The organism is Duganella sp. GW821-FHT01E12 (genome assembly GCF_059422325.1).
In genome coordinates, this window is sequence record NZ_JBWKWR010000014.1 from 19,590 (window position 1) to 37,992 (window position 18,403).

At 68.7% G+C, this 18,403-nt stretch carries 17 protein-coding genes, 1 tRNA gene and 1 pseudogene; 7 read left to right on the forward strand and 12 right to left on the reverse strand.

Features of this window, described 5'->3' with window-relative positions; translation table 11 throughout:
* Positions 1–50 precede the first annotated feature (50 nt).
* Complete coding sequence (locus tag AC07WS_RS27080; RefSeq protein WP_494732054.1) at positions 51–1,616, forward strand: tryptophan halogenase family protein; 1,566 nt, start codon at positions 51–53, stop codon at positions 1,614–1,616.
* On the opposite strand, the gene AC07WS_RS27085 is transcribed toward AC07WS_RS27080, so the two are convergent.
* Complete coding sequence (locus AC07WS_RS27085) at positions 1,613–2,617, reverse strand: alpha/beta fold hydrolase (RefSeq protein ID WP_494732055.1); 1,005 nt, start codon at positions 2,615–2,617, stop codon at positions 1,613–1,615. The two genes, AC07WS_RS27080 and AC07WS_RS27085, sit on opposite strands and share 4 nt — an antisense overlap.
* Positions 2,614–3,033: an Ohr family peroxiredoxin gene (locus tag AC07WS_RS27090; protein WP_494732056.1), complete on the reverse strand. Its 420-nt coding sequence runs from the start codon at positions 3,031–3,033 to the stop codon at positions 2,614–2,616. Before AC07WS_RS27090 ends, AC07WS_RS27085 begins: the two co-directional genes overlap by 4 nt.
* Before the next feature lie 146 nt (positions 3,034–3,179).
* Here AC07WS_RS27090 and AC07WS_RS27095 point away from each other — a divergent pair, with 146 nt between their 5' ends.
* On the forward strand, positions 3,180–3,641 hold the full coding sequence (locus AC07WS_RS27095; RefSeq protein WP_494732057.1) for a MarR family winged helix-turn-helix transcriptional regulator: 462 nt from the start codon (positions 3,180–3,182) through the stop codon (positions 3,639–3,641).
* Positions 3,642–3,673: 32 nt separating this feature from the next.
* Here AC07WS_RS27095 and AC07WS_RS27100 read toward each other — a convergent pair.
* Positions 3,674–4,159, reverse strand: a pseudogene (locus AC07WS_RS27100) (FxDxF family PEP-CTERM protein); the annotation flags it as partial.
* A gap of 140 nt (positions 4,160–4,299) precedes the next feature.
* Here AC07WS_RS27100 and AC07WS_RS27105 point away from each other — a divergent pair.
* From AC07WS_RS27105 to AC07WS_RS27115, 3 genes are all read left to right on the forward strand, one after another.
* Positions 4,300–4,905, forward strand: coding sequence for a response regulator (locus AC07WS_RS27105; RefSeq protein ID WP_494732058.1), 606 nt, complete (start codon positions 4,300–4,302; stop codon positions 4,903–4,905).
* Entirely contained in the window at positions 4,898–6,697 is a 1,800-nt protein-coding gene (locus tag AC07WS_RS27110) for an ATP-binding response regulator (RefSeq protein WP_494732059.1), read from the forward strand. Before AC07WS_RS27105 ends, AC07WS_RS27110 begins: the two co-directional genes overlap by 8 nt.
* 169 nt (positions 6,698–6,866) lie before the next feature.
* Positions 6,867–8,507, forward strand: a complete 1,641-nt coding sequence (locus AC07WS_RS27115; RefSeq protein ID WP_494732060.1) for a methyl-accepting chemotaxis protein — start codon at positions 6,867–6,869, stop codon at positions 8,505–8,507.
* 106 nt (positions 8,508–8,613) lie between these two features.
* On the opposite strand, the gene AC07WS_RS27120 is transcribed toward AC07WS_RS27115, so the two are convergent.
* Together AC07WS_RS27120 and AC07WS_RS27125 are read right to left on the reverse strand one after the other, a co-directional pair.
* Positions 8,614–8,687: transfer RNA gene (locus tag AC07WS_RS27120), tRNA-Gly, on the reverse strand.
* A gap of 176 nt (positions 8,688–8,863) precedes the next feature.
* Positions 8,864–9,217 carry an energy transducer TonB gene (locus tag AC07WS_RS27125; RefSeq protein ID WP_494732061.1) on the reverse strand — a complete coding sequence of 118 codons (354 nt, stop codon included), beginning with the start codon at positions 9,215–9,217 and terminating at the stop codon, positions 8,864–8,866.
* Between the two features lie 258 nt (positions 9,218–9,475).
* Here AC07WS_RS27125 and AC07WS_RS27130 point away from each other — a divergent pair, with 258 nt between their 5' ends.
* Positions 9,476–11,002: an SLC13 family permease gene (locus tag AC07WS_RS27130; RefSeq protein WP_494732062.1), complete on the forward strand. Its 1,527-nt coding sequence runs from the start codon at positions 9,476–9,478 to the stop codon at positions 11,000–11,002.
* A gap of 21 nt (positions 11,003–11,023) precedes the next feature.
* The gene (locus tag AC07WS_RS27135) at positions 11,024–13,423 is read left to right on the forward strand and encodes a hypothetical protein (RefSeq protein WP_494732063.1); all 2,400 of its coding nucleotides are present in this window, start codon (positions 11,024–11,026) and stop codon (positions 13,421–13,423) included.
* A gap of 8 nt (positions 13,424–13,431) precedes the next feature.
* Here the strand turns inward: AC07WS_RS27135 and AC07WS_RS27140 are convergent, their stop codons facing one another.
* The 7 genes from AC07WS_RS27140 to AC07WS_RS27170 all read right to left on the reverse strand — a co-directional run bounded on the left by AC07WS_RS27140 (position 13,432) and on the right by AC07WS_RS27170 (position 18,390).
* Entirely contained in the window at positions 13,432–13,842 is a 411-nt protein-coding gene (locus tag AC07WS_RS27140; RefSeq protein WP_494732064.1) for a DUF6916 family protein, read from the reverse strand.
* Between the two features lie 19 nt (positions 13,843–13,861).
* A complete protein-coding gene (locus AC07WS_RS27145; protein WP_494732065.1) occupies positions 13,862–14,386 on the reverse strand; it encodes a phage tail protein in 525 nt (174 codons plus the stop codon).
* A 9-nt stretch (positions 14,387–14,395) separates the two neighbouring features.
* The gene (locus AC07WS_RS27150; protein WP_494732066.1) at positions 14,396–14,935 is read right to left on the reverse strand and encodes a phage tail protein; all 540 of its coding nucleotides are present in this window, start codon (positions 14,933–14,935) and stop codon (positions 14,396–14,398) included.
* Positions 14,936–14,959: 24 nt separating this feature from the next.
* A complete protein-coding gene (locus AC07WS_RS27155; RefSeq protein ID WP_494732067.1) occupies positions 14,960–15,472 on the reverse strand; it encodes a phage tail protein in 513 nt (170 codons plus the stop codon).
* 96 nt (positions 15,473–15,568) lie between these two features.
* Entirely contained in the window at positions 15,569–16,165 is a 597-nt protein-coding gene (locus tag AC07WS_RS27160) for a PEP-CTERM sorting domain-containing protein (protein WP_494732068.1), read from the reverse strand.
* Between the two features lie 160 nt (positions 16,166–16,325).
* The gene (locus tag AC07WS_RS27165; protein WP_494732069.1) at positions 16,326–17,417 is read right to left on the reverse strand and encodes an SMP-30/gluconolactonase/LRE family protein; all 1,092 of its coding nucleotides are present in this window, start codon (positions 17,415–17,417) and stop codon (positions 16,326–16,328) included.
* Positions 17,418–17,484: 67 nt separating this feature from the next.
* The gene (locus AC07WS_RS27170; RefSeq protein ID WP_494732070.1) at positions 17,485–18,390 is read right to left on the reverse strand and encodes a LysR substrate-binding domain-containing protein; all 906 of its coding nucleotides are present in this window, start codon (positions 18,388–18,390) and stop codon (positions 17,485–17,487) included.
* Positions 18,391–18,403: the final 13 nt, after the last annotated feature.

An 18,403-nucleotide genomic window follows, 5' to 3' on the forward strand; every position in this document is an offset into this window, starting at 1 on the left:
GGCACCCGCCCGCCGGAGCGCGCACGCCACCGACGGAGACCGCGAAGCCGATGAACACCCCCCCCATCAAACATGTCCTGATCGTCGGCGGCGGCACCGCCGGCTGGCTCACGGCCGCCTTCCTGGCGCGCACCCTGGGCGCCGGCGCCGGCGGCGACAGCGTGCGCATCACGCTGGTGGAGTCGAAGGAGATCGGCATCATCGGCGTCGGCGAAGGCACCTTCCCGTCGATCCGCGGCACGCTGGCGGCGATCGGCATCGACGAGGCGCGCTTCATCCGCGAATGCAGCGCCACCTTCAAGCAGGGCATCAAGTTCACCGACTGGGTGCGCCCGCCGGGCGCGCCGGGCAACGACCACTACTTCCATCCGTTCAGCCTGCCCAGCCAGCGGCCCGGCGGCCCGGAGCTGCTGCCCTACTGGCTGCAGGGCGCGGCCGCGCCGGGCGCGGGCTTCGCGGCCGCCGCCACCATGCAGAAGCGGGTGGCCGACGCCGCGCACGGGCCCAAGCGCTTCAACGACGCCGACTTCATGGGACCGCTGAACTACGCCTACCATTTCGACGCCGGCAAGTTCGCCGCCCTGCTCAGCACCCACGCGCAGTCGCTCGGCGTGCATCACGTGCTGGCGACGGTGGAGCGGGTGGAGCTGGACGCGCAGGGCGCGATCGGCGCGGTCCACACCAGGGAGGCGGGCGCGCTGACGGCCGACCTGTACATCGACTGCACCGGCTTCCGCGCCGCGCTGATCGGCGAGGCGCTGGGCACGCCCTTCCGCAACATCAACGACACGCTGTTCGTCGACCGCGCGCTGGCGATGCAGGTGCCGTACGCCACGGACGACGCGCCGATCGCCTCGTACACCATCGCCACCGCGCACGAGGCGGGATGGACCTGGGACATCGGCCTGCAGCAGCGGCGCGGCATCGGCTACGTGTACTCCAGCCGCCACACCGACGACGCGCGCGCCGAGCAGGTGCTGCGGCGCTACATCGGCCCGGCCAGCGACGGCCTCAGTCCGCGCCAGCTCAAGCTCAACGTCGGCTACCGCGAGCAGCACTGGGTGAAGAACTGCGTGGCGGTGGGCCTGTCGGGCGGCTTCCTGGAGCCGCTGGAATCGTCCGGCATCGGCCTGATCGAAACCTCGGCCTACCTGGTCGGCTACCTGTTCCCGCACGACGGCGACCTGGCGCCCGTGGCCAGGGTGTACAACGAGATGATGAAGGCGCGCTACGAGCGCATCGTCGATTTCGTCAAGCTGCACTACTGCCTGACGCAGCGCACGGACCACGCCTTCTGGACCGACAACACCGACCCGGCCAGCATCCCGGCATCGCTGCGCGACAAGCTGTCGATGTGGCGCCGCCGCCCGCCGCACCGGATGGACTTCGTGGTGGACCTGGAGATGTATCCGCCGTCGAGCTGGCAGTACGTGCTGTACGGGATGGAGTATCCGACCGCGCAATACGCCAACGCCCGCACGCTGCCGCGCTTGGACGAGGCGCGCCGGGAGTTCCAGATGATCGAGCAGATGTCGCACCGCGCGCAGGCCGACCTGCCCACGCACCGCGCGCTGGTCGAGCACTTCCTGCGGCGCGGCGAGCGCAGGACGGCCTAGCAGGCGTCGACGTCGATCACGGCCTGGGCGAAGGCCTGCGGCGCCTCCTGCGGCAGGTTGTGGCCCGCGCCCTCGATCACGCGGTGCGTGCGCCGGCCGCTGAAGCGCGCCGCGTAGCCGGTGCCGTCGGTGGCCGGCGCCACGCCGTCGCTGTCGCCGTCGAGCGTGATGGTCGGCACGCCGATTGCCGGGCCGGCGGCCAGCCGGCGCTCCAGCGCGTCGTGCCGCGGATCGCCCTCCTCCACGCCCAGGCGCCAGCGGTAGTTGTGGATCACGATGGCGACGTGGTCCGGGTTGTCGAAGGCGGCGGCGCTGCGCTCGAAGGTGGCCTGGTCGAAGCGCCACTGCGGCGAATTGGCCTGCCAGATCAGGCGCGCGAACTCGCGGCGGTTGGCCTGGTAGCCCGCCTTGCCGCGCTCGGTGGCGAAGTAGAACTGGTACCACCAGCCGTGTTCCACCTTGGGCGCCAGCGGCAGCTGGTTGCGCTCGCGGTTGTTGATCAGGTAGCCGTTCACCGACACCATCGCCTTGCAGCGCTGCGGCCACAGGGCGGCGATGATGTTGGCCGTGCGCGCGCCCCAGTCGTAGCCGGCCAGGATGGCGCGCTCGATCTTCAGCGCGTCCATCAGCGCGACGATGTCCAGCGCCACCGCCGCCTGCTGGCCGTTGCGGAACGCGGCCTCGGACAGGAAGCGCGTGCTGCCGTGGCCGCGCAGGTGCGGCACGATCACGCGGTAGCCGCGCGCCGCCAGCAGCGGCGCCACCTCGGCGTAGCTGTGGATGTCGTACGGCCAGCCGTGCAGCAGCAGCACCGGCTGGCCGTCGGCCGGGCCGGCCTCGTAGTAGCCCACGTCGAGCTCACCGGCGCGGATCTGCCGGATCGGCGCCAGCGGCGGCGCCAGGCCGGCGGCGCGCGCCGTGGCGGCGAACGGCGTTTCGATGGCGGCCAGGCCGGCGGCGGCCAGCGCGCCGCTCAGCAGCTTGCGGCGTCCGGCGTTCATGCCGCCAGCGCCAGCTCGACCGGGATCTGGCCGTGCGCCAGCCTGGAGTATGGACAGATCCGGTCGGCCGCGTCGACCAGCGCCTGCGCCTGCGCGCGCTCCATCCCCGGCAGGCTGACGCGCAGGCGCGCCTGCAGCAGATAGGTCTGGCCGGCGGTGCCCAGGTCGACCTCGGCGTCCACCGCCAGGTCCGGCGGCAGCTGCACCTGCATCGCCCGCGCGGCCAGGCCCATGGAGCCGATGAAGCAGGCCGACCAGCCGGCCGCGAACAATTGCTCGGGATTGCTGCCCTGGCCGCTGCTGCCGGGCGAGGACAGTTTGAGGTCCAGGCGGCCGTCGCTGCTGCGCACGCTGCCGTCGCGGCCGCCGGTGGTACGGGTCTTGCCGGTGTACAGAACTTGTTCGATAGGGGTCATGGCTGTCCTTAAAGTAGGGGGATTTGTATCGCATCCGATGCAATCGGATGAGACGAATAATATACCAAGCCCAAACTAAGTCAAGCAGTTCCGATCAAATCGCATGCGATGTATAATGTGCGCATCCAGATCAAGAAAGCGCCGTCATGACCGCCCACACCCCCGTATCCGCCGCGCCACGCAAGCTGGCCGACTTCCTGTGCTTCTCGATTTATTCCGCCAACCTGGCGTTCGGGCGCGCCTACCGGCCCATCCTGGACGAGCTGGGGCTGACGTACACGCAGTACATCGCCATCATCGCGCTGTGGGAGCAGGACCACCAGACCGTGAGCGGCCTGGGCGAGAAGCTGTTCCTGGAATCGAACACGCTCACGCCCATCCTGAAGAAGCTCGAAGCGATGGGCTATCTGCGCCGCGCGCGCGATCCCGGCGACGAACGCCAGGTGCTGGTCAGCCTGACCGAGGCCGGCCGCGCGCTGCGCGAGCGGGGGCTGGAGATGAACCTGGTGGACGCCTGCGGCCTGACGCCGGACCAGTTCACCCAGGTGCAACAGGCCGTCGCCACCCTGCGCGACAGCCTGATCAAAGCGAGCGCCGGCCGGCCCTGAAGGCCCGCCAACGATCTAAACCATATAAACGGTTAATCCCGTTTGGCGTGGCGGCGGCGCGCGGCCACGCCCAGCATGCCCAGGCCGGCCAGCAGCATGCCGTAGCTGGCCGGTTCCGGCACCGCGGTGGTGATGTTGAAGTTGCCCGAGTAGCTGGCCGAGTCGCCGGTGAAGCCGCTCACGCGCAGGGTCAGCGGGCCGGCCAGCATGACGTTGGTCAGGCGCGCCTTGCTCTCGCCGTCGCCGCTGCTCAGCGCCAGCTCGACGCCGTTCAGCGACACGTGGCTGAACTGGATCTTCTGCTCGTCGAAGCCGAAGAAGTTGATCACGCCGCCGTTGACCTTCAGCGCGCCCGGCAGCTCGGGCGTGAAGTTGTAGGTGTCGGAGAAATAGCTGCCTTCCCACGGGGTCGGCTGGCTCAGGTTGAAGCTGCCGGTCCATTGCAGCGGGTTGCTCTTGGACTGGTGCAGCTGGACTTCATAGGTCTTGGCCATGGCCGGGGCCACAAAAAGGGCGCTTAACGCGAGCGCGAGGACGGTCGATTTCATTGGAGATTCCTAAACGGGTGAGAAGAAAGTTGCTTGCTTGCAGACTAGATGTGATAATAAATTGATACCACCCATCGGAACATAGTCCAATTGGACTGAATTGCCGCGCCATGAAACCAACCGTACTTGTCATCGACGACCACTCGCTGTTCCGCGCCGGCCTGCGCCTGATGCTGGCCGACGCCGCCGCCCAGTGCGAGGTGCGCGAAGCGGCCTCGATCGACGAAGCCCTCGGCGCCCCGCGCGACGCGGCCGCGCCCAGCCTGGTGCTGCTCGACATCCAGCTGCCCGGCGTCAACGGCCTGGACGGCATGACGCTGATCCACCGCCGCTGGCCGCACTGCCCGGTGATCGTGCTGTCGGCCGACGGCGCCAGCGCCACCGCCCACAGCGCGCTGGCGCGCGGCGCGGCGCGCTTCGTCTCCAAGGCCGAGCCGGCGCCGGCCATCCAGGCCGCCATCTGCGCCGTGCTGCGCGGCGAGAGCGCGGCCATCCCGCCCTGCGCCGCCGACGACCGCCAGCCGCGCCTGACGCCGCGCCAGTGCGAGGTGCTGGCGCTGATCTGCCAGGGCCTGTCGAACAAGCTGATCGCGCGGCGCCTGAACCTGTCGGAGAACACCGTGCGCGGCCACGTGCAGGCGCTGCTGGCCATGCTGGGCGTGGTCAGCCGCGCCGAGGCGGCCTTCGCGGCCCGCCAGCGGGGCCTGGTTGGTTAGCGCGCCCGCCACCGAGCGCCTGATCCGCGCCGAGCAGGCGCGCCTGTTGATGGGCAATATGGGCAGCTCGCTGCTGCCGGCCATCGCCGTCGCGCTGCTGCTGGTGTACGTGCTGGCCACGCCGGACAACACGCCGGCGCTGCGCCTGTGGTGCGCGGCCGTGATCGCCTCCAAGGTGTACGCCAGCTGGGACGCGCGGCGCCTGTTGCGCGCCCCCATCCTGGCCGAGCACGCAGAGCGGCTGACGCGCCGCCTGATCGTGCTCAACGCGATCGACGGCGCCGCCTGGGGCATGCTGGCGTTCGCCGGCCTGGACCCGGCCTCCACCGCCAACAGCATCCTGGTGGTGGCGGTGCTGGCCGGCATCGTCGGCAACTCGATGTCGCTGCTGTCGCCGGTGCTGCCGGTGTTCGCGGTGTTCTGCGTGGCCGAGCTGGGCGCGCTGGCGCTCAAGGCCTGGACCATGGGCGACCTGGCGTTCCAGGCGCTGAGCCTGGCCGTGCTGGTCTACCTGATGAGCCTGCTCAGCCAGGGCCGCAACAGCTCGCGCGCGGCGCGCGCCGCGATCCAGCTGCGCTTCGACAACATCGAACTGATAGACCAGCTGCGGGTCGAGACCGAGCGCGCGCGCCAGGCGCTGCACGCGGCCGAGCAGGCCAACCTGGCCAAGTCCAAGTTCCTGGCCGCCGCCAGCCACGACCTGCGCCAGCCCATCCACGCCCAGGGCCTGTTCCTGGAGGTGCTGGGGCGCTCGGCGCTGACGCCGGCCCAGCACGAGGTGCTCGCCAGCGCCCGCTCGGCGTCGGAGGCTTCGGCCAGCATGCTGCACACGCTGCTGGACTTTTCGCGCATCGACGCCGGCGTGGTCGAGGCCCATATCGTGCCCTTCCGCCTGCAGCCGCTGCTGGCCAAGATCGAAAGCGAGCTGGCGCCGCAGGCCAACGCCCAGGGCCTGGTCTACCGCACCCACGACAGCGAGCTGGTGCTGCAATCGGACCCGGCGCTGGTCGAGCTCGTCCTGCGCAACCTGGTGTCGAACGCGGTGCGCTACACGCTGCGCGGCGGCATCCTGGTCGGCTGCCGCCGGCGCGGCGGCGACGCCGTGATCGAGGTGTGGGACAGCGGCATCGGCATCGCCGCCGCGCAGCAGGAGGAAATCTTCCAGGAGTTCCACCAGCTCGGCAACCCCGAGCGCGACCGCCAGAAGGGCCTCGGGCTGGGCCTGTCGATCGCGCGCGGCCTGGCGCGCCTGCTGGAGGCGCCGCTGACGCTGTCCTCGCGGCCGGGACGGGGCAGCGTGTTCCGGCTGGCGCTGCCGCTGGCGCGGCTGCCGGCGCCGCCCCCCGCGGCCGAGGCGGCGCCGCCGCCCGCGCCGCTGCGGCCGCTGTCCATGCGGGTGCTGCTGATCGACGACGACGCCATCGTCTGCGCCAGCATGCAGCGCCTGCTGCAGGCCTGGGGCTGCGAGTGCCGGGTGGCAGACGGCGTCGAGCAGGCGCTGGCGCTGGCGCCGGCGCTGCGGCCCGAGCTGATCGTCAGCGACTACCGGCTGCGCGGCCAGCACACCGGCGCCGAGGCGATCGCCGCGCTGCGGCGGCAGGCCGGGCGCGCCCTGCCGGCGCTGCTGATCACCGGCGACACGGCGCCGGCCCGGCTGCGCGAGGCGCGCAACAGCGGCGTGCCCTTGCTGCACAAGCCGGTGGCGCCGGCCCAGCTGTACCGCGTGCTGGCCGAGCTCGCCGCCACCCTGGAGCCGGACTGGGCTGAAAACAACAGCGGTGAGAATGCGTGAGATTGTACTTGCCGCTTAGAAACGACTGTTCTACACTGGAATCTCTGCCGCACCCGCCCCCTCTCCCCCGGGGCCACCACCCGCCTCCCGGCCTTATCTCCGCCGGAAACTCATCGATGTCGCCACGACGCCCACCGGCGCCGACCACCTTTAGTTTACGGAGAAACAAGTGAATTCAATCAACAACCTCAAGATCGGCACCCGGCTGGGCCTGGGCTTCACCATCGTGACCGCGCTGCTGGTCGCCACGGCCGCGATCGGCATCAGCCGCATCCACGCCATCAACGGCGACACCGACATCATCGTCCACGACCGCTACGCCAAGATCGCGCTGGCGCAAACCATAGAGAACGAAGTCAACCGCCAAACCCGGGCGCTGCGCACCGCGCTGATCGCCGCCGACAACGATGAGGTCGCGGCCAGCGAACTGGCCAAGATCGAGGCCTCCGCCCCCGTCATCGCCGCCGCGCTCGACAAGCTGCAGCCCATCATCCACACCGAGCAGGGCAAGGCCGCGCTGCAGGCGCTGATCGCCGCGCGCGCCACCTTCAGGGACCACGAACACCACATGATCGCGCTGATCAAGGCGAAACAGGGCGACGCCGCGCGCGCCTACCTGCTCAAGGAAATCCTGCCGCCGCAGGCGGTCTACCTGCGCGCGATCGAAGTGTTCGCCGGCACCCAGGTGCAAGGCATGGAGCAGTTCGCCGCAGAGGCCGGCGCGCTGTCCGCCAGCGGCGCCACGCTGATGACCGTGTTCGCCGCCGTGGCGACGCTGCTGGCCGTGGCCACCGGCTACCTGCTGACGCGCTCCATCGTCGAGCCGCTGCGCCAGGCGCTGCGCGTGGCCCGCACCGTCGCCGCCGGCGACCTGAGCACCCGCTTCGGCCCGTGCGCAAAGGACGAGGCCGGCCAGCTGCTGCTGGCCCTGCAGGAAATGAACGACAGCCTCAAGCACATCGTCAGCCAGGTGCGGGCCGGCACCGAGACCATCGCCAGCGCGTCGAGCCAGATCGCCACCGGCAACCAGGACCTGTCCTCGCGCACCGAGCAACAGGCCGGCTCGCTGGAGGAGACTGCCTCGTCGATGGAGGAGATCACCGCCACCGTGCGCGAGAACGGCAACAACGCCCGCCACGCCAACCAGCTGGCGGTGTCGGCGTCGGACGTGGCGCTCAAGGGCGGCGCGGTGGTGGCCCAGGTGGTCGACACCATGGGCGCCATCCACGCCTCGGCCCGGAAGATCGTCGACATCATCGGCGTGATCGACGGCATCGCCTTCCAGACCAACATCCTGGCGCTGAACGCGGCGGTGGAGGCGGCGCGGGCCGGCGAGCAGGGCCGCGGCTTCGCGGTGGTGGCCACCGAGGTGCGCAACCTGGCCCACCGGTCGGCCTCGGCCGCCAAGGAAATCAAGACCCTGATCGGCGACTCGGTCGGGCAGGTCGAGCGCGGCAGCGAGCTGGTCAACAATGCCGGCGCCACGATGGACGAGATCGTCGTCAGCGTCAAGCGCGTGACCGACATCATGGCCAACATCGCCGCCGCCACCCAGGAGCAGGACACCGGCATCGAGCAGATCAACCAGGCCATCACCGAGATGGACACCGTGACCCAGCAGAACGCCGCGCTGGTGGAGGAAGCGGCGGCCGCGGCCGAATCGCTGCAGAACCAGGCCGGCACGCTGGCGCAGCTGGTGAGCTCGTTCAAGCTGGAGGGCGATCACGGGGCGGCGCCGCTGCACCTGGTCGCCAGCGCGAACGCCCCGGCCCGGCAAACCATCCGCGCGCGGCAGCTGGCGCTGGCTTGACGGCTCAGCGGAAAGCAGCGGGCCGACGGCAGCTCACGCGGCTGGCGTCGGCAATCGCTTCTAGCGGGGAATGTGAAGGCATGGCGCCGCAGCGCGATGAGTGGGCTGGAGCGGGTGAAGGGAATCGAACCCTCGTCGTAAGCTTGGGAAGCTTCTGCTCTACCATTGAGCTACACCCGCGTTGGCAGCATTCTACGCGGGATTGCACATCATTGACAATGTTGCGGCATGGTTACCGCTATGAAAAGCGCGATGGCCAGGTTCACCGAGGCGAGAGCTGCCCGCAATGTCGGCGCCGGACAGGGCGAAGCGCTTGCGGCTTCGCCCTGCACCACGTGCGACAGCCTGCCCATGGATCAGTTGAGAACCCAGGTATATCGGACATTCACCCAGCCCTGGGCGATGTCACTGTCCTTGGCGACCGGCTTGAACTTGCATTTGACGCTGGCGCGCAGCGATGCCTTGTCAAGCGTCGAGTAACCGCTGGACTCAACCAGCTTCGCCTCCGTCACACTACCGTCCGGGGACACCAGCAGCTTCACCTTGACGTCGCCTTGTGGCTCGTCGTCGCGCCACGCGGACGAGTATTCCGGCGCACTGCACGTCTCTTTGTCGAACCGGGCCTGGATATCGCCCGCCGAGGCCACGCCCGATACCAGGCTCAACACCAGAGCCGACACCACCGCGCTTGCAGAAATTTTAGTGAACATAAATCCTCCGAGTCAAAAATGATGGGGTGAAATCGTTTGCAGCGTTTTAAATATACTGCGCCGCAGCATATTTTTATAATTTATTGTTGAACTATCTTTCATTTGCAAAGCGTATAACTCGTCGCCGGCCACCTTGCCGGAATCCACATATCAATATGATTTTATATACGTGTCCTCAACGGATAGTCGCTGCTACGCTCTGAGCCTATCGACAATTGGGGAAACAATGACGACCAATCTCACCACGCGGGGCCGCCCATGAGCGGAGAACTCACGCAACCGCGCGCGCCCTGGGCGCCCGCCTTCCAATGGCGCGGCCTGCTGCGCCCGCACATCGCCGCCGGCCGCGCGCCGGCCAGGGCCTTGACCGGCTTCATCTGCGCTTGGCTGGCGCTGGCGGCCATCCATCTGCTGATGCCCGTGCCGGCCGGCCTGACGGTCGCCGGCAAGGCCACGCTGGCCATCATGGCGTGGGCCGCCATCATCTGGATCTTTGAGGCGCTGCCGGTGGCCGTCTCCGGCCTGCTGATCCCGGCGCTGCTGGTGCTGACCAAGGCCGTCACGCCGATGGCCAAGGCGGCCAACGGCTACACCAACCCGGTGGTGTTCCTGTGCCTGGTCGCCTTCCTGTTTTCCGCCATCATGCAGTGCGCCGGACTGGACCGCCGGATCGCGCTCGGCCTGCTCGACAAGATCAAGGTCAAGACCGTCAACGGCGTGATCTGGACCATGTTCGGCGTCAATCTGGCGCTGTCGTTCGTGGTGCCGGCGGCCAACGCGCGCGCCGCCACGCTGCTGCCGGTGATCAACGGCCTGACCAGGCTGTTCGGCGACACCGAGCAGGAGCGCAACGCCGCCAAGGCCATCGTCATCCAGTCGCTGGTGTACGGCTCCATGATCAGCGGCATGTGCATCCTGACCGCGCACCTGCCCAACCTGGTGCTCACCGGCCTGTTCAACAGCGAACTGCACATCCGCATCTCCTACCTCGACTGGTTCAAGCTGCAATGGCCCTACCTGGGCATGTTCGTGCTGACCCAGTGGTGGGTGCAATACTATTTCCGCACCCGCCGCACCGCCATACCGGGCGGGCTGGAAACGATACGCGAGGAACAGCGCAAGCTGCCGCCGGCGGGCAAACAGGACTGGTCCATCCTGCTGGTGTTCGGCCTGGTGGCGCTGCTGTGGGCCAGCGAACAGTGGCACAAGATCCCGACCGAGAATATCGCCCTGCTGGGACTGGCGCTGGTGTTCACGCCCGGCCTCATCCAGATCAAATGGAAGGACATCCAGGACCGCACCATCTGGGGCACGGTGTTCCTGCTGGCCGGCGCGCTGTCGATCTCGTCGGCGATCAGCAGCACCGGGCTGGCGCAATGGCTGGCCGGCCAGATCCACGCCGTCGCGCAGGGCCATCCGTGGTGGGGCATCCTGCTGATCGTCATGGCGGGCACGCATGTGATCCGGCTCGGCATGCTGTCCAACGTGGCGGCCGTCACCATGCTGGCGCCCATCCTGCTGGCGCTGGCGCCCAAGCTGGGTCTGCATCCGATCGCCTTCACCATGCTGGTGGCCGACACCGACAGCTTCGCCTATCTGCTGCCGACGCAGATCACCGCCGCCGTGATCGCCTACAGCAGCGGCACCTTCAGCACCGGCGACTACGCCAGGGTCGGCATCGTCTCGGTGCTGATCGCCATCGCCTACGGCATCCTGGTGATGGCGCCGTGGTATGCCTTCCTCGGCATTCCGCTGTGGGACCCCACCGCACCCTGGCCGTTTTAATCCCCTCACGGAGCACACAAGATGAGCAAGCAAGAGAACACGGCGGCGGCGCGTTACAGCGCGCTGCGCGAGAAGCTGGGCCCGCACCACGCCCCCGAAGGTTTGTATTTGCGGAACAAGGATTTGCCCTTCGTCGGACGGGTGCATTGCAACGTCGCGCGCCTGGAGAGCGGCAGCTGGAACGAGATCGTGCTCGACTACGAGGTGGGCGCGGCCGGCCTGGCCGACGGCGGCTGGTTCAAGGCCACCTTCAAGTTCTATTCCGACTGGGCGCTGTTCCAGAGCAGCGATCCGGCCGCCGCCAACTTCATCAGCGCCGAATACCACGCGGGCCCGCTGCGGCCCGGCCAGAGCCCGGCCACGGTGCAATCGCTGAGCATCCGCTTCGACCAGAAGGGCCACGAGCGCCCGTTCCAGAAGGCGCTGATCGTCGACGTGGTCGATGGCTACCTGAACGCGGGCGACCACATCGTGATCCGCCTGGGCGACCGGCGCGGCGGCGGTCCCGGCACCCGGGTGCAGACCTTCGTCGAGGACCACTTCCGCTTCCGCTGCTACGTCGATCCGCTGGGCACCTCGCGCTTTGTCGCGGTGCCGGGCGACGTCGTGATCGACATCGCGGCCGGCGCGCCGGCGCGCCTGCTGGTGAACGGCCCGCGCTTCGCGCATCCGGGGCAGGCACTGCCGTTCCGCTTCTCCGTGCTGGACCGCTGGGGCAACGCCTGCCGGGACAGCGGCGGCACGCTGCGCCTGCGCGCCTACGCCGGCGAGCGCCAGGTGTATGAGCGCGAGCATGCGCTGCCGGACGCCGGCTGGTCCAGCATCGGCGTCGACGACCTGCCGAACGACTTCCCGCAGCTGCGGCTGGTGGCCGAGCTGCCCGGCCGGCGCGACGTGCCGCCGGCCGAGGCGCTGGTCACGCTCGACGCCGCGCTGCCGGCGCCGCGCTCCTTCTACGCCGACCTGCACGTGCACGCCAGCGACACGGTGGGCACCAACAGCCCGGCCTACAACGCCGCCTACGCGCGCGACATCGGCGGCATCGACGTGCTGGGCTACACCGCCAACGACTTCCAGATCACCGACGAGAACTGGCAGCTGGGCGTGCGCACGGTGGAGGAGTTCAACCAGCCCGGACGCTTCGTCTGCTATCCGGTCCAGGAATGGTGCGGCAGCTCGACCGCCGGCGGCGACCACAACGTGGTGTTCCTGGACGACGCGCCGCCGGACTTCCCCTACAACCGGCAGGGCGAACACAACCGCACGCTGGTGTGGAACGAGGACATGAAGGGCAGCGCGGTGCAGCTGGGCCGCTGGCCGGTCGAGGAACTGTGGGCCGCCTACGTGGACGACGCCGAGCACCGTCTGATCATGCCGCACGTCGGCGGCCGCCGCTACATCCCCGACTGGCACCATCCCGAGCTGGAGCGGCTGGTGGAGATCGCATCGAGCTGGGGACACTTCGGCTGGCTGTACCAGGACGTCATCGCGCGCGGCTACCAGCTCGGCGTGGCGGCCAGCGGCGACGAGCATCGCGGCCGTCCCGGCGGCGGCCCGCCCGGCACCCAGGTGTTCGGCGTGCACGGCGGCCTGACCGGCGTGATCGCCGACCGCCTGGACCGCCGCACCATAGGCCGCGCCCTGCGCGCCCGCCACACCTGGGCCACCACCGGCGAGCACACGGCGCTGCTGGTGCGCTGCGGCGATTACCGGCAGGGCGACCTGGTCCCCCAGCGCGGGCCGGCCACGCTGGACTACCGCTTTCTCGGCCAGGCCGGTTGGGAAGAGATCGCCGCGTACGACCACAACGGCCTGATCTGGCAGCGCAAGCTGCACGAGGAAGCCGGCTATTCCGAGCGCCTGATCCGCCTGCGCTGGGGCGGCGCGCGCATCCCGGATCGCTACCGCTGGGCGGTCTGGCAGGGCCGCATCACCATCCTCAACGGCACCATCAACCGCTTCCAGTCGCAGGGCTTCGAGCATGGCGAGGAGGTGTGCCGCCGCGACGGGCCGACCGATATCGTGTTCCGCAGCGACACCTACGGCGACGCCGACAGCGTGGAGATCGACGTCAGCAACCTGCGCCACTGCACCATCAAGGTCGAGGGCAGCATCGGCAGCTACGTCAAGGTGGGCGATCCGCTCAAGCCGAATCCGTTTGTGCACCAGCCGCGATTCAGCTGGGAGATCAGCGGCGCGGAACTGCTGGCGGCGGGCGGCCTGAAGCTCGATCTGGGCGGCACCGAACTGTTCCTGGCGCTGGAGCGCTTGACCGAACACGCGCTGCCGACCGACCTCTCCGGCTCGATCGACATCGCGCCGGACAACGCCGCCTTCGGCCACCGTCCGGTGTATTTCTTCGGCCGCCAGCGCGACGACAGCAAGGTCTGGTCGTCGGCGCTGTTCCTGAAGTTCGCTTGAACCCGGGCTCAGTTCAGCAGGTTGAAGTCGGCGCGGTAGTAATTGCCTTCCGGTCCACTGCCGGCCAGTTGCAGATAGAGGGTCTGCTTGCCCAGGCTGGCGTGCTCGACCTCATACGCGCCGCTGGCCAGCGACTGGCCGGCCGGCACCGCGAAGGTCAGCGAAAACTGGTCGCCGCGCGCGGCCTGGAAGTTGCGCTTGACGCTGAGCAGCGTCATCGCCACGCCCCGGTTGCCCGGATACACATTGAAGCGCTCCTGCAGCAGCGGCAGGTAGGCGGCGCTGCCGGCCAGCGCCGGAGCCGGCGCAGCTACGGCGGCGACGGCCGCCGTCCGGGCCTTGGCCAGCTCGGCCGCGCCGCACAGGCCGCTGCCGCCCAGCAGGCCGCCGGTGGCTAATACAAAGGTTCGCCGTTCCATGATGATTCCTTCACGATGATTAGCTGCGCGGCGGGAAGATGCCCTGCAACGCGATGATGAAATTGAGCTCCAGGTAGGGCTGCACATTGTTGTGGGCCTGGCCGCCGCCGGTCGACGCGGCCAGCACCGCGCCGCCCATCGGATGCAGCGGCGCCGGGCCGATATACGGCGGCGTCGGCGACACCGACACCGCCAGCGTATTGCCGTTCGGGCTGGTCGTGGTGGCCGGCGAACCGGACGCCATCATCTGGTGCCCATGGGCCGGCGTCTGCGCGGCGTTCACGCTGGCGGTGGCGGCGCCGCCGGCCTCGCCCTGCAGCCGTTCGGTCAGGCCCGCGCCCTGGCCGGCGCGCAGCGGCGCGCGCTGGCGCAGATTGGGCAGCGCGAAGGTGCTCTTGCCGTCGCCGCCGTACTGCGTGCCCAGCAGCGAAAACAGCGCGGTGTTCTGCGCGATCGGCAACAGTTGGCCATCGCAGGTGGCCCAGCCGGTGGGCGCGAAATTGCCGGCGAAGAGGCGAATTTCCGCAACAAAGGGATCTGCCATGGTGTCTCCTCAGGTTTGAGTTGGGTAAATGCCGAACAGCGAGATGATGAACTGCACCGCCAGGAAGGGCGCCATATTGTCATGCGGCTGGCTGCCGCCGCCGACGCCGACCGTGCCCGCGCCCATCAGCAGATTGGGGCCGGCCGTGCCGTACAGCTTGGGCTTGGGCGACGGCGCCGCCGGCACCCAGCTGCTGCCGTCGGTGATGTCGATCGCGCCGGTGGCCGGCGGCGGCACGGCGGTGCTGGCGTTGACCCGGTGGTTGTGCGCCGGGATTTGCGCGGTGCTCAGGGTCACCTGCTCCAGCCCGCCCTTTTCGCCGATCTGGTAGCTCTGCGCCCCCAGCGCGCCCACGTGGACCGGCACCCGGCCGGTCAGGTCGGGCAAGGCGAAGGTTTCCTGGCCGTCGCCGCCGTAGGTGGTGCCGATCAGGTTGAACAGCGTGTCGTATTCCGAAATGGGCAGCAGCGCGCCGTCGCAGAACGCCCACCCCGCCGGGGCGAAGTTCCCCGCGAACATACGAATTTCACCGATATATGGCATAGACATGAATGGTCTCCTGAAACGGATCGCTTAATTGCGCGAAGGGAAAATGCCGCTCAGCGCGATGCCGAACATGCTGGTGGCATAGGGCTGGCGGTTTTCATGGGCTTGACCGCCCCCCGCGTTGGCGACGCTGCTCGCCGCCAGCGCGGCGCTGCCGTCGTAGCCGTGGAAGACGTTGGCGCCGCCGGCCGGAATCGAGCACAGGTAGTTGCCGCTGGGGCTGGTGGAACGCAGCACGGTGGGATCGGTCTGGTTGACCGCCTGCATCGGGTGGGTGTGCTGCGGCAGTTCCAGCGCCGTCAGCGTGTGCATGGCCTCGCCGCCCTGCGCGCCCGGCTGGGGGTTGTGCATGGGCATGCGCCCGCGCATGTCGGGCAGCGCGAACGTGGTGCGGCCGTCGCCGCCGTACATGGTGCCCAGCAGGGAAAACAGCGCCTGGTTCTGGTTGATCGGCAACAGCTGTCCGTCGCAACGCGCCCAACCCTTGGGAATGTAGTTGAAACTGAACATGCGGATTTCACCCAAAAATGGTAGTGACATGGTCGCTCCTGATGGCAAGAAATGCCGCGCCGGCGCGGCCGGGCGGCGGATGGAAAATGCGCCGTCGGGCGACGGCGTACAGGCTGGGGGATGGTGTCAGCCGCGTCGGCGGCGCTTGGCGCGGCCGGTCAGCAGCAAGCCGCCCAAGCCCAGCGACAGCATCAGCGCGGACGAGGGTTCCGGCACGGCCGTCAACACCAGCGTAACGTTGTCGATTTCGGTGTAGTCGTAGAGGTTGCGATTGGAGAACTGCAACCAGGTCGACGCCTTGTCGGTGCTCAGGTTGTTGAGGACGTAGTGGGTCCAGTCGCCGCTGGTGTTGACCTGGTGCCAGACCACGGCGCCGTTGAACAGCACCTGGGCATCGTTGACCACCGGGACCGCGCCGAACGAACTGTCGAAGCGTTGCAGGTCGAATTCCAGCCTGTATTGGTAGCCGGCGTGGGTGGCGATTTGCTGGCCCAGCAGCCCGGCGCTGTCGGAGTTGCCGTCCCAAAATACCCGGTTGAACAAGTCGGACAGGGGCGTACCGGAATAGTCGTAGCCGACAAATTGCAGCAAGGGATCGCCGCCTTGGGTCCAGGCCGCCAGGCTGGCGTCGGAGAAGTCGCCATCGGCGACCAGGTTGGCGGCAAAGGCGGACGGAGCGCCGAACGCGGCGGCGCACAGCAAGGCAGAAAATAACTTACGCATGGCTAACCCTTCAAAGGAATTGAGGATGTGGCGAGCAACAGTGCGGGTATTTTACTGCAAAAATTTCAACAAATTGTCATTATGATAGCTACATGTAAAAATATTGCTCAACCGTTGTTTTTATTGAAGTAACAGGGTGTGAGCATATTGACATTTACTTTCAGCGCGCCATCCAGCCTATGCTGCCGGCGCTGACGTTGTGCAGGTACAGGCGGCCGGCCGTCTCGGTCAGGCCGGTGGTCACGGGCGAGGCGCCGCTCGGGTCCTGCATATCGGCGACGATGCGGCCGTCCTCGGTGAACGCCACGACGTGGCCGTAGGGCTTGGGCTCGGGCCACAGCGCGCGCGGCACGCGCAGCATCAGCTTGCGCAGCCAGGGTTTGTCGGCCATCTTGTCGAGGTCGTTGCGCGGGCCGGACAGGCCCAGCCAGATGCGGCCGTCGAGGCCGCGCACCAGGTTGTCCGGATAGCCGGGCAGGTTGTCGAGCAGCACCTGCGCCTGCGGCGACGCCACCCGCACGTCCAGGCCGGCCGCGTCGACGGCGATTTTCCACACCCGGTACTTGCCGCTCTCGGCCACATACAAATGGCGCTGGTCGGCGCTCAGCAGCACGCCGTTGGCGAAGCTCAGGCCGCCGGCCAGCACGCGCGTGGCCTTGCTGGCCGGGTCGTATTCCAGCACGCGCCCGGTGGACGATTGTTCCAGCACATCCAGCATGGCCGCCCCCATCGTGTCGCGCCCGACCGGGCCGAAGCGCTGCGAGGCGTCGCTGAAGTAGATCTTGCCGTTGGCCGCGACCGCCACGCCGTCGGCAAAGCGGATCGGGTCGCCGCCCTCCTTGTCGGCCAGCACGCGCACGCTGCGATCCGGCGCCACCGACAGCAAGCCCTTGACGGCGTCCGCCACGATCAGGTTGCCGGCGGCGTCGAAGTCCAGGCCGAGCGGGCGGCCGCCGGTGTCGGCGTAGGTTTCCAGCTGCGCGCCGTCGGCCTGCATGCGCAGGATCTTGCCGCTGAGGACGCCGGTGTAGAGCTTGCCGTCCGGGCCGGCCAGCACATGCTCGGGCCCCGTCTCGGCGCCCAGCGAGATCTGCCGCAGGCCGGCCAGGCGCTGGTTGACCGCGTGCACGCCCGTGTAGCCGGGCGGCGCGGGCGCGCTCCAGCTGACCGGCACGATCGGCACCGGCCACAGGCTGAGGTAGGCGGCGGCAAGCAATGCTGCAAACATGGAGACCTTGGCAATTTTTTTCATGACGCCCAGTCTACGCAATCCCGACGCGAAATGGCAAACCTTGTTGGCCGGGACGCGCCGGGAGAAATCAGGCGGCCCTTGCCAGCGCCGGCTCCAGCAAGGGCTCCAGCGCCTCAAGCACGATATCGTGCAGGCGCTGCGCGGGCGGATTCAACTGCGCTTCCAAGCGATGAAGGCGCAGGCCGATCACCGGCAGCGCCGGCAGCGCAACATCGTCCAATGCGCACAGGCGGGGCGGCAAGACCAGACCGGTGCGCACCGTCACGCCCAGGCCGGCGGCCACGGCGGCCCAGACGCCGCCCAGCCCCGGACTGCTGAAGGCGATCCGCCACGGGATGCCGGCGCGGTCCAGCGCGGCGGTGGCGATGCTGCGCATCGTGCAGGGCGCCTCCATCATCACCAGCGGCAGCGGTTCGCCGTCGCGCAGCATGGCGGGCGCATCCGCCGCGACTATCCAGCGCAGCGGCAGCCGGGCGATCACCGGCGCGCCGTGCGGGGGCGGCACCAGGGCGGCGTCGCTGTCCCAGGCCAGCGCCAGGTCCAGCCGCCCGCTCGCCATCTGCGCCATCAGGTCCGCATTGCGCGCCACCCGCGCCTCCACCCGCAGCCGTGGATGCACGCGCGCGAAACGCCCCAGCACCTCGGTCAGCAGATGTTCGCCGAAATCCTCCTGCATGCCCAGCCGCACGCTGCCGGCCAGCTCGGCGCCGCGCACCGCCGTGGCGGCCTCGTCGTTGAGCTCCAGCAGCCGGCGCGCGTAGCCCAGCAGCGCTTCGCCGGCCGAGGTCGTCACCATGCCGCGCCCTTCTTTGCGCAGCACCGGCATGCCCAGCTGGTCCTCCAGCTTTTTCAGCTGCGCGCTGACGGCCGAGGTGGACCGCCCCAGCCGGTCGGCCGCCTTGGCGAAGCTGCCCAGGTCCACGCCGGTGACGAAGGTGCGCAGCACGTCGAGGTCAAAAGTAATTCGTCGCATGATCATCCCGTTT

Excerpts from the sequence above, each read along its gene's own strand:
- AC07WS_RS27080 (WP_494732054.1), top strand. The coding sequence starts at position 51 with ATGAACACCCCCCCCATCAAACATGTCCTGATCGTCGGCGGCGGCACC.
- AC07WS_RS27085 (WP_494732055.1), bottom strand. The coding sequence starts at position 2,617 with ATGAACGCCGGACGCCGCAAGCTGCTGAGCGGCGCGCTGGCCGCCGCC.
- AC07WS_RS27090 (WP_494732056.1), bottom strand. The coding sequence starts at position 3,033 with ATGACCCCTATCGAACAAGTTCTGTACACCGGCAAGACCCGTACCACC.
- AC07WS_RS27095 (WP_494732057.1), top strand. The coding sequence starts at position 3,180 with ATGACCGCCCACACCCCCGTATCCGCCGCGCCACGCAAGCTGGCCGAC.
- AC07WS_RS27105 (WP_494732058.1), top strand. The coding sequence starts at position 4,300 with ATGAAACCAACCGTACTTGTCATCGACGACCACTCGCTGTTCCGCGCC.
- AC07WS_RS27125 (WP_494732061.1), bottom strand. The coding sequence starts at position 9,217 with ATGTTCACTAAAATTTCTGCAAGCGCGGTGGTGTCGGCTCTGGTGTTG.
- AC07WS_RS27130 (WP_494732062.1), top strand. The coding sequence starts at position 9,476 with ATGAGCGGAGAACTCACGCAACCGCGCGCGCCCTGGGCGCCCGCCTTC.
- AC07WS_RS27135 (WP_494732063.1), top strand. The coding sequence starts at position 11,024 with ATGAGCAAGCAAGAGAACACGGCGGCGGCGCGTTACAGCGCGCTGCGC.
- AC07WS_RS27140 (WP_494732064.1), bottom strand. The coding sequence starts at position 13,842 with ATGGAACGGCGAACCTTTGTATTAGCCACCGGCGGCCTGCTGGGCGGC.
- AC07WS_RS27145 (WP_494732065.1), bottom strand. The coding sequence starts at position 14,386 with ATGGCAGATCCCTTTGTTGCGGAAATTCGCCTCTTCGCCGGCAATTTC.
- AC07WS_RS27150 (WP_494732066.1), bottom strand. The coding sequence starts at position 14,935 with ATGTCTATGCCATATATCGGTGAAATTCGTATGTTCGCGGGGAACTTC.
- AC07WS_RS27155 (WP_494732067.1), bottom strand. The coding sequence starts at position 15,472 with ATGTCACTACCATTTTTGGGTGAAATCCGCATGTTCAGTTTCAACTAC.
- AC07WS_RS27160 (WP_494732068.1), bottom strand. The coding sequence starts at position 16,165 with ATGCGTAAGTTATTTTCTGCCTTGCTGTGCGCCGCCGCGTTCGGCGCT.
- AC07WS_RS27165 (WP_494732069.1), bottom strand. The coding sequence starts at position 17,417 with ATGAAAAAAATTGCCAAGGTCTCCATGTTTGCAGCATTGCTTGCCGCC.
- AC07WS_RS27170 (WP_494732070.1), bottom strand. The coding sequence starts at position 18,390 with ATGCGACGAATTACTTTTGACCTCGACGTGCTGCGCACCTTCGTCACC.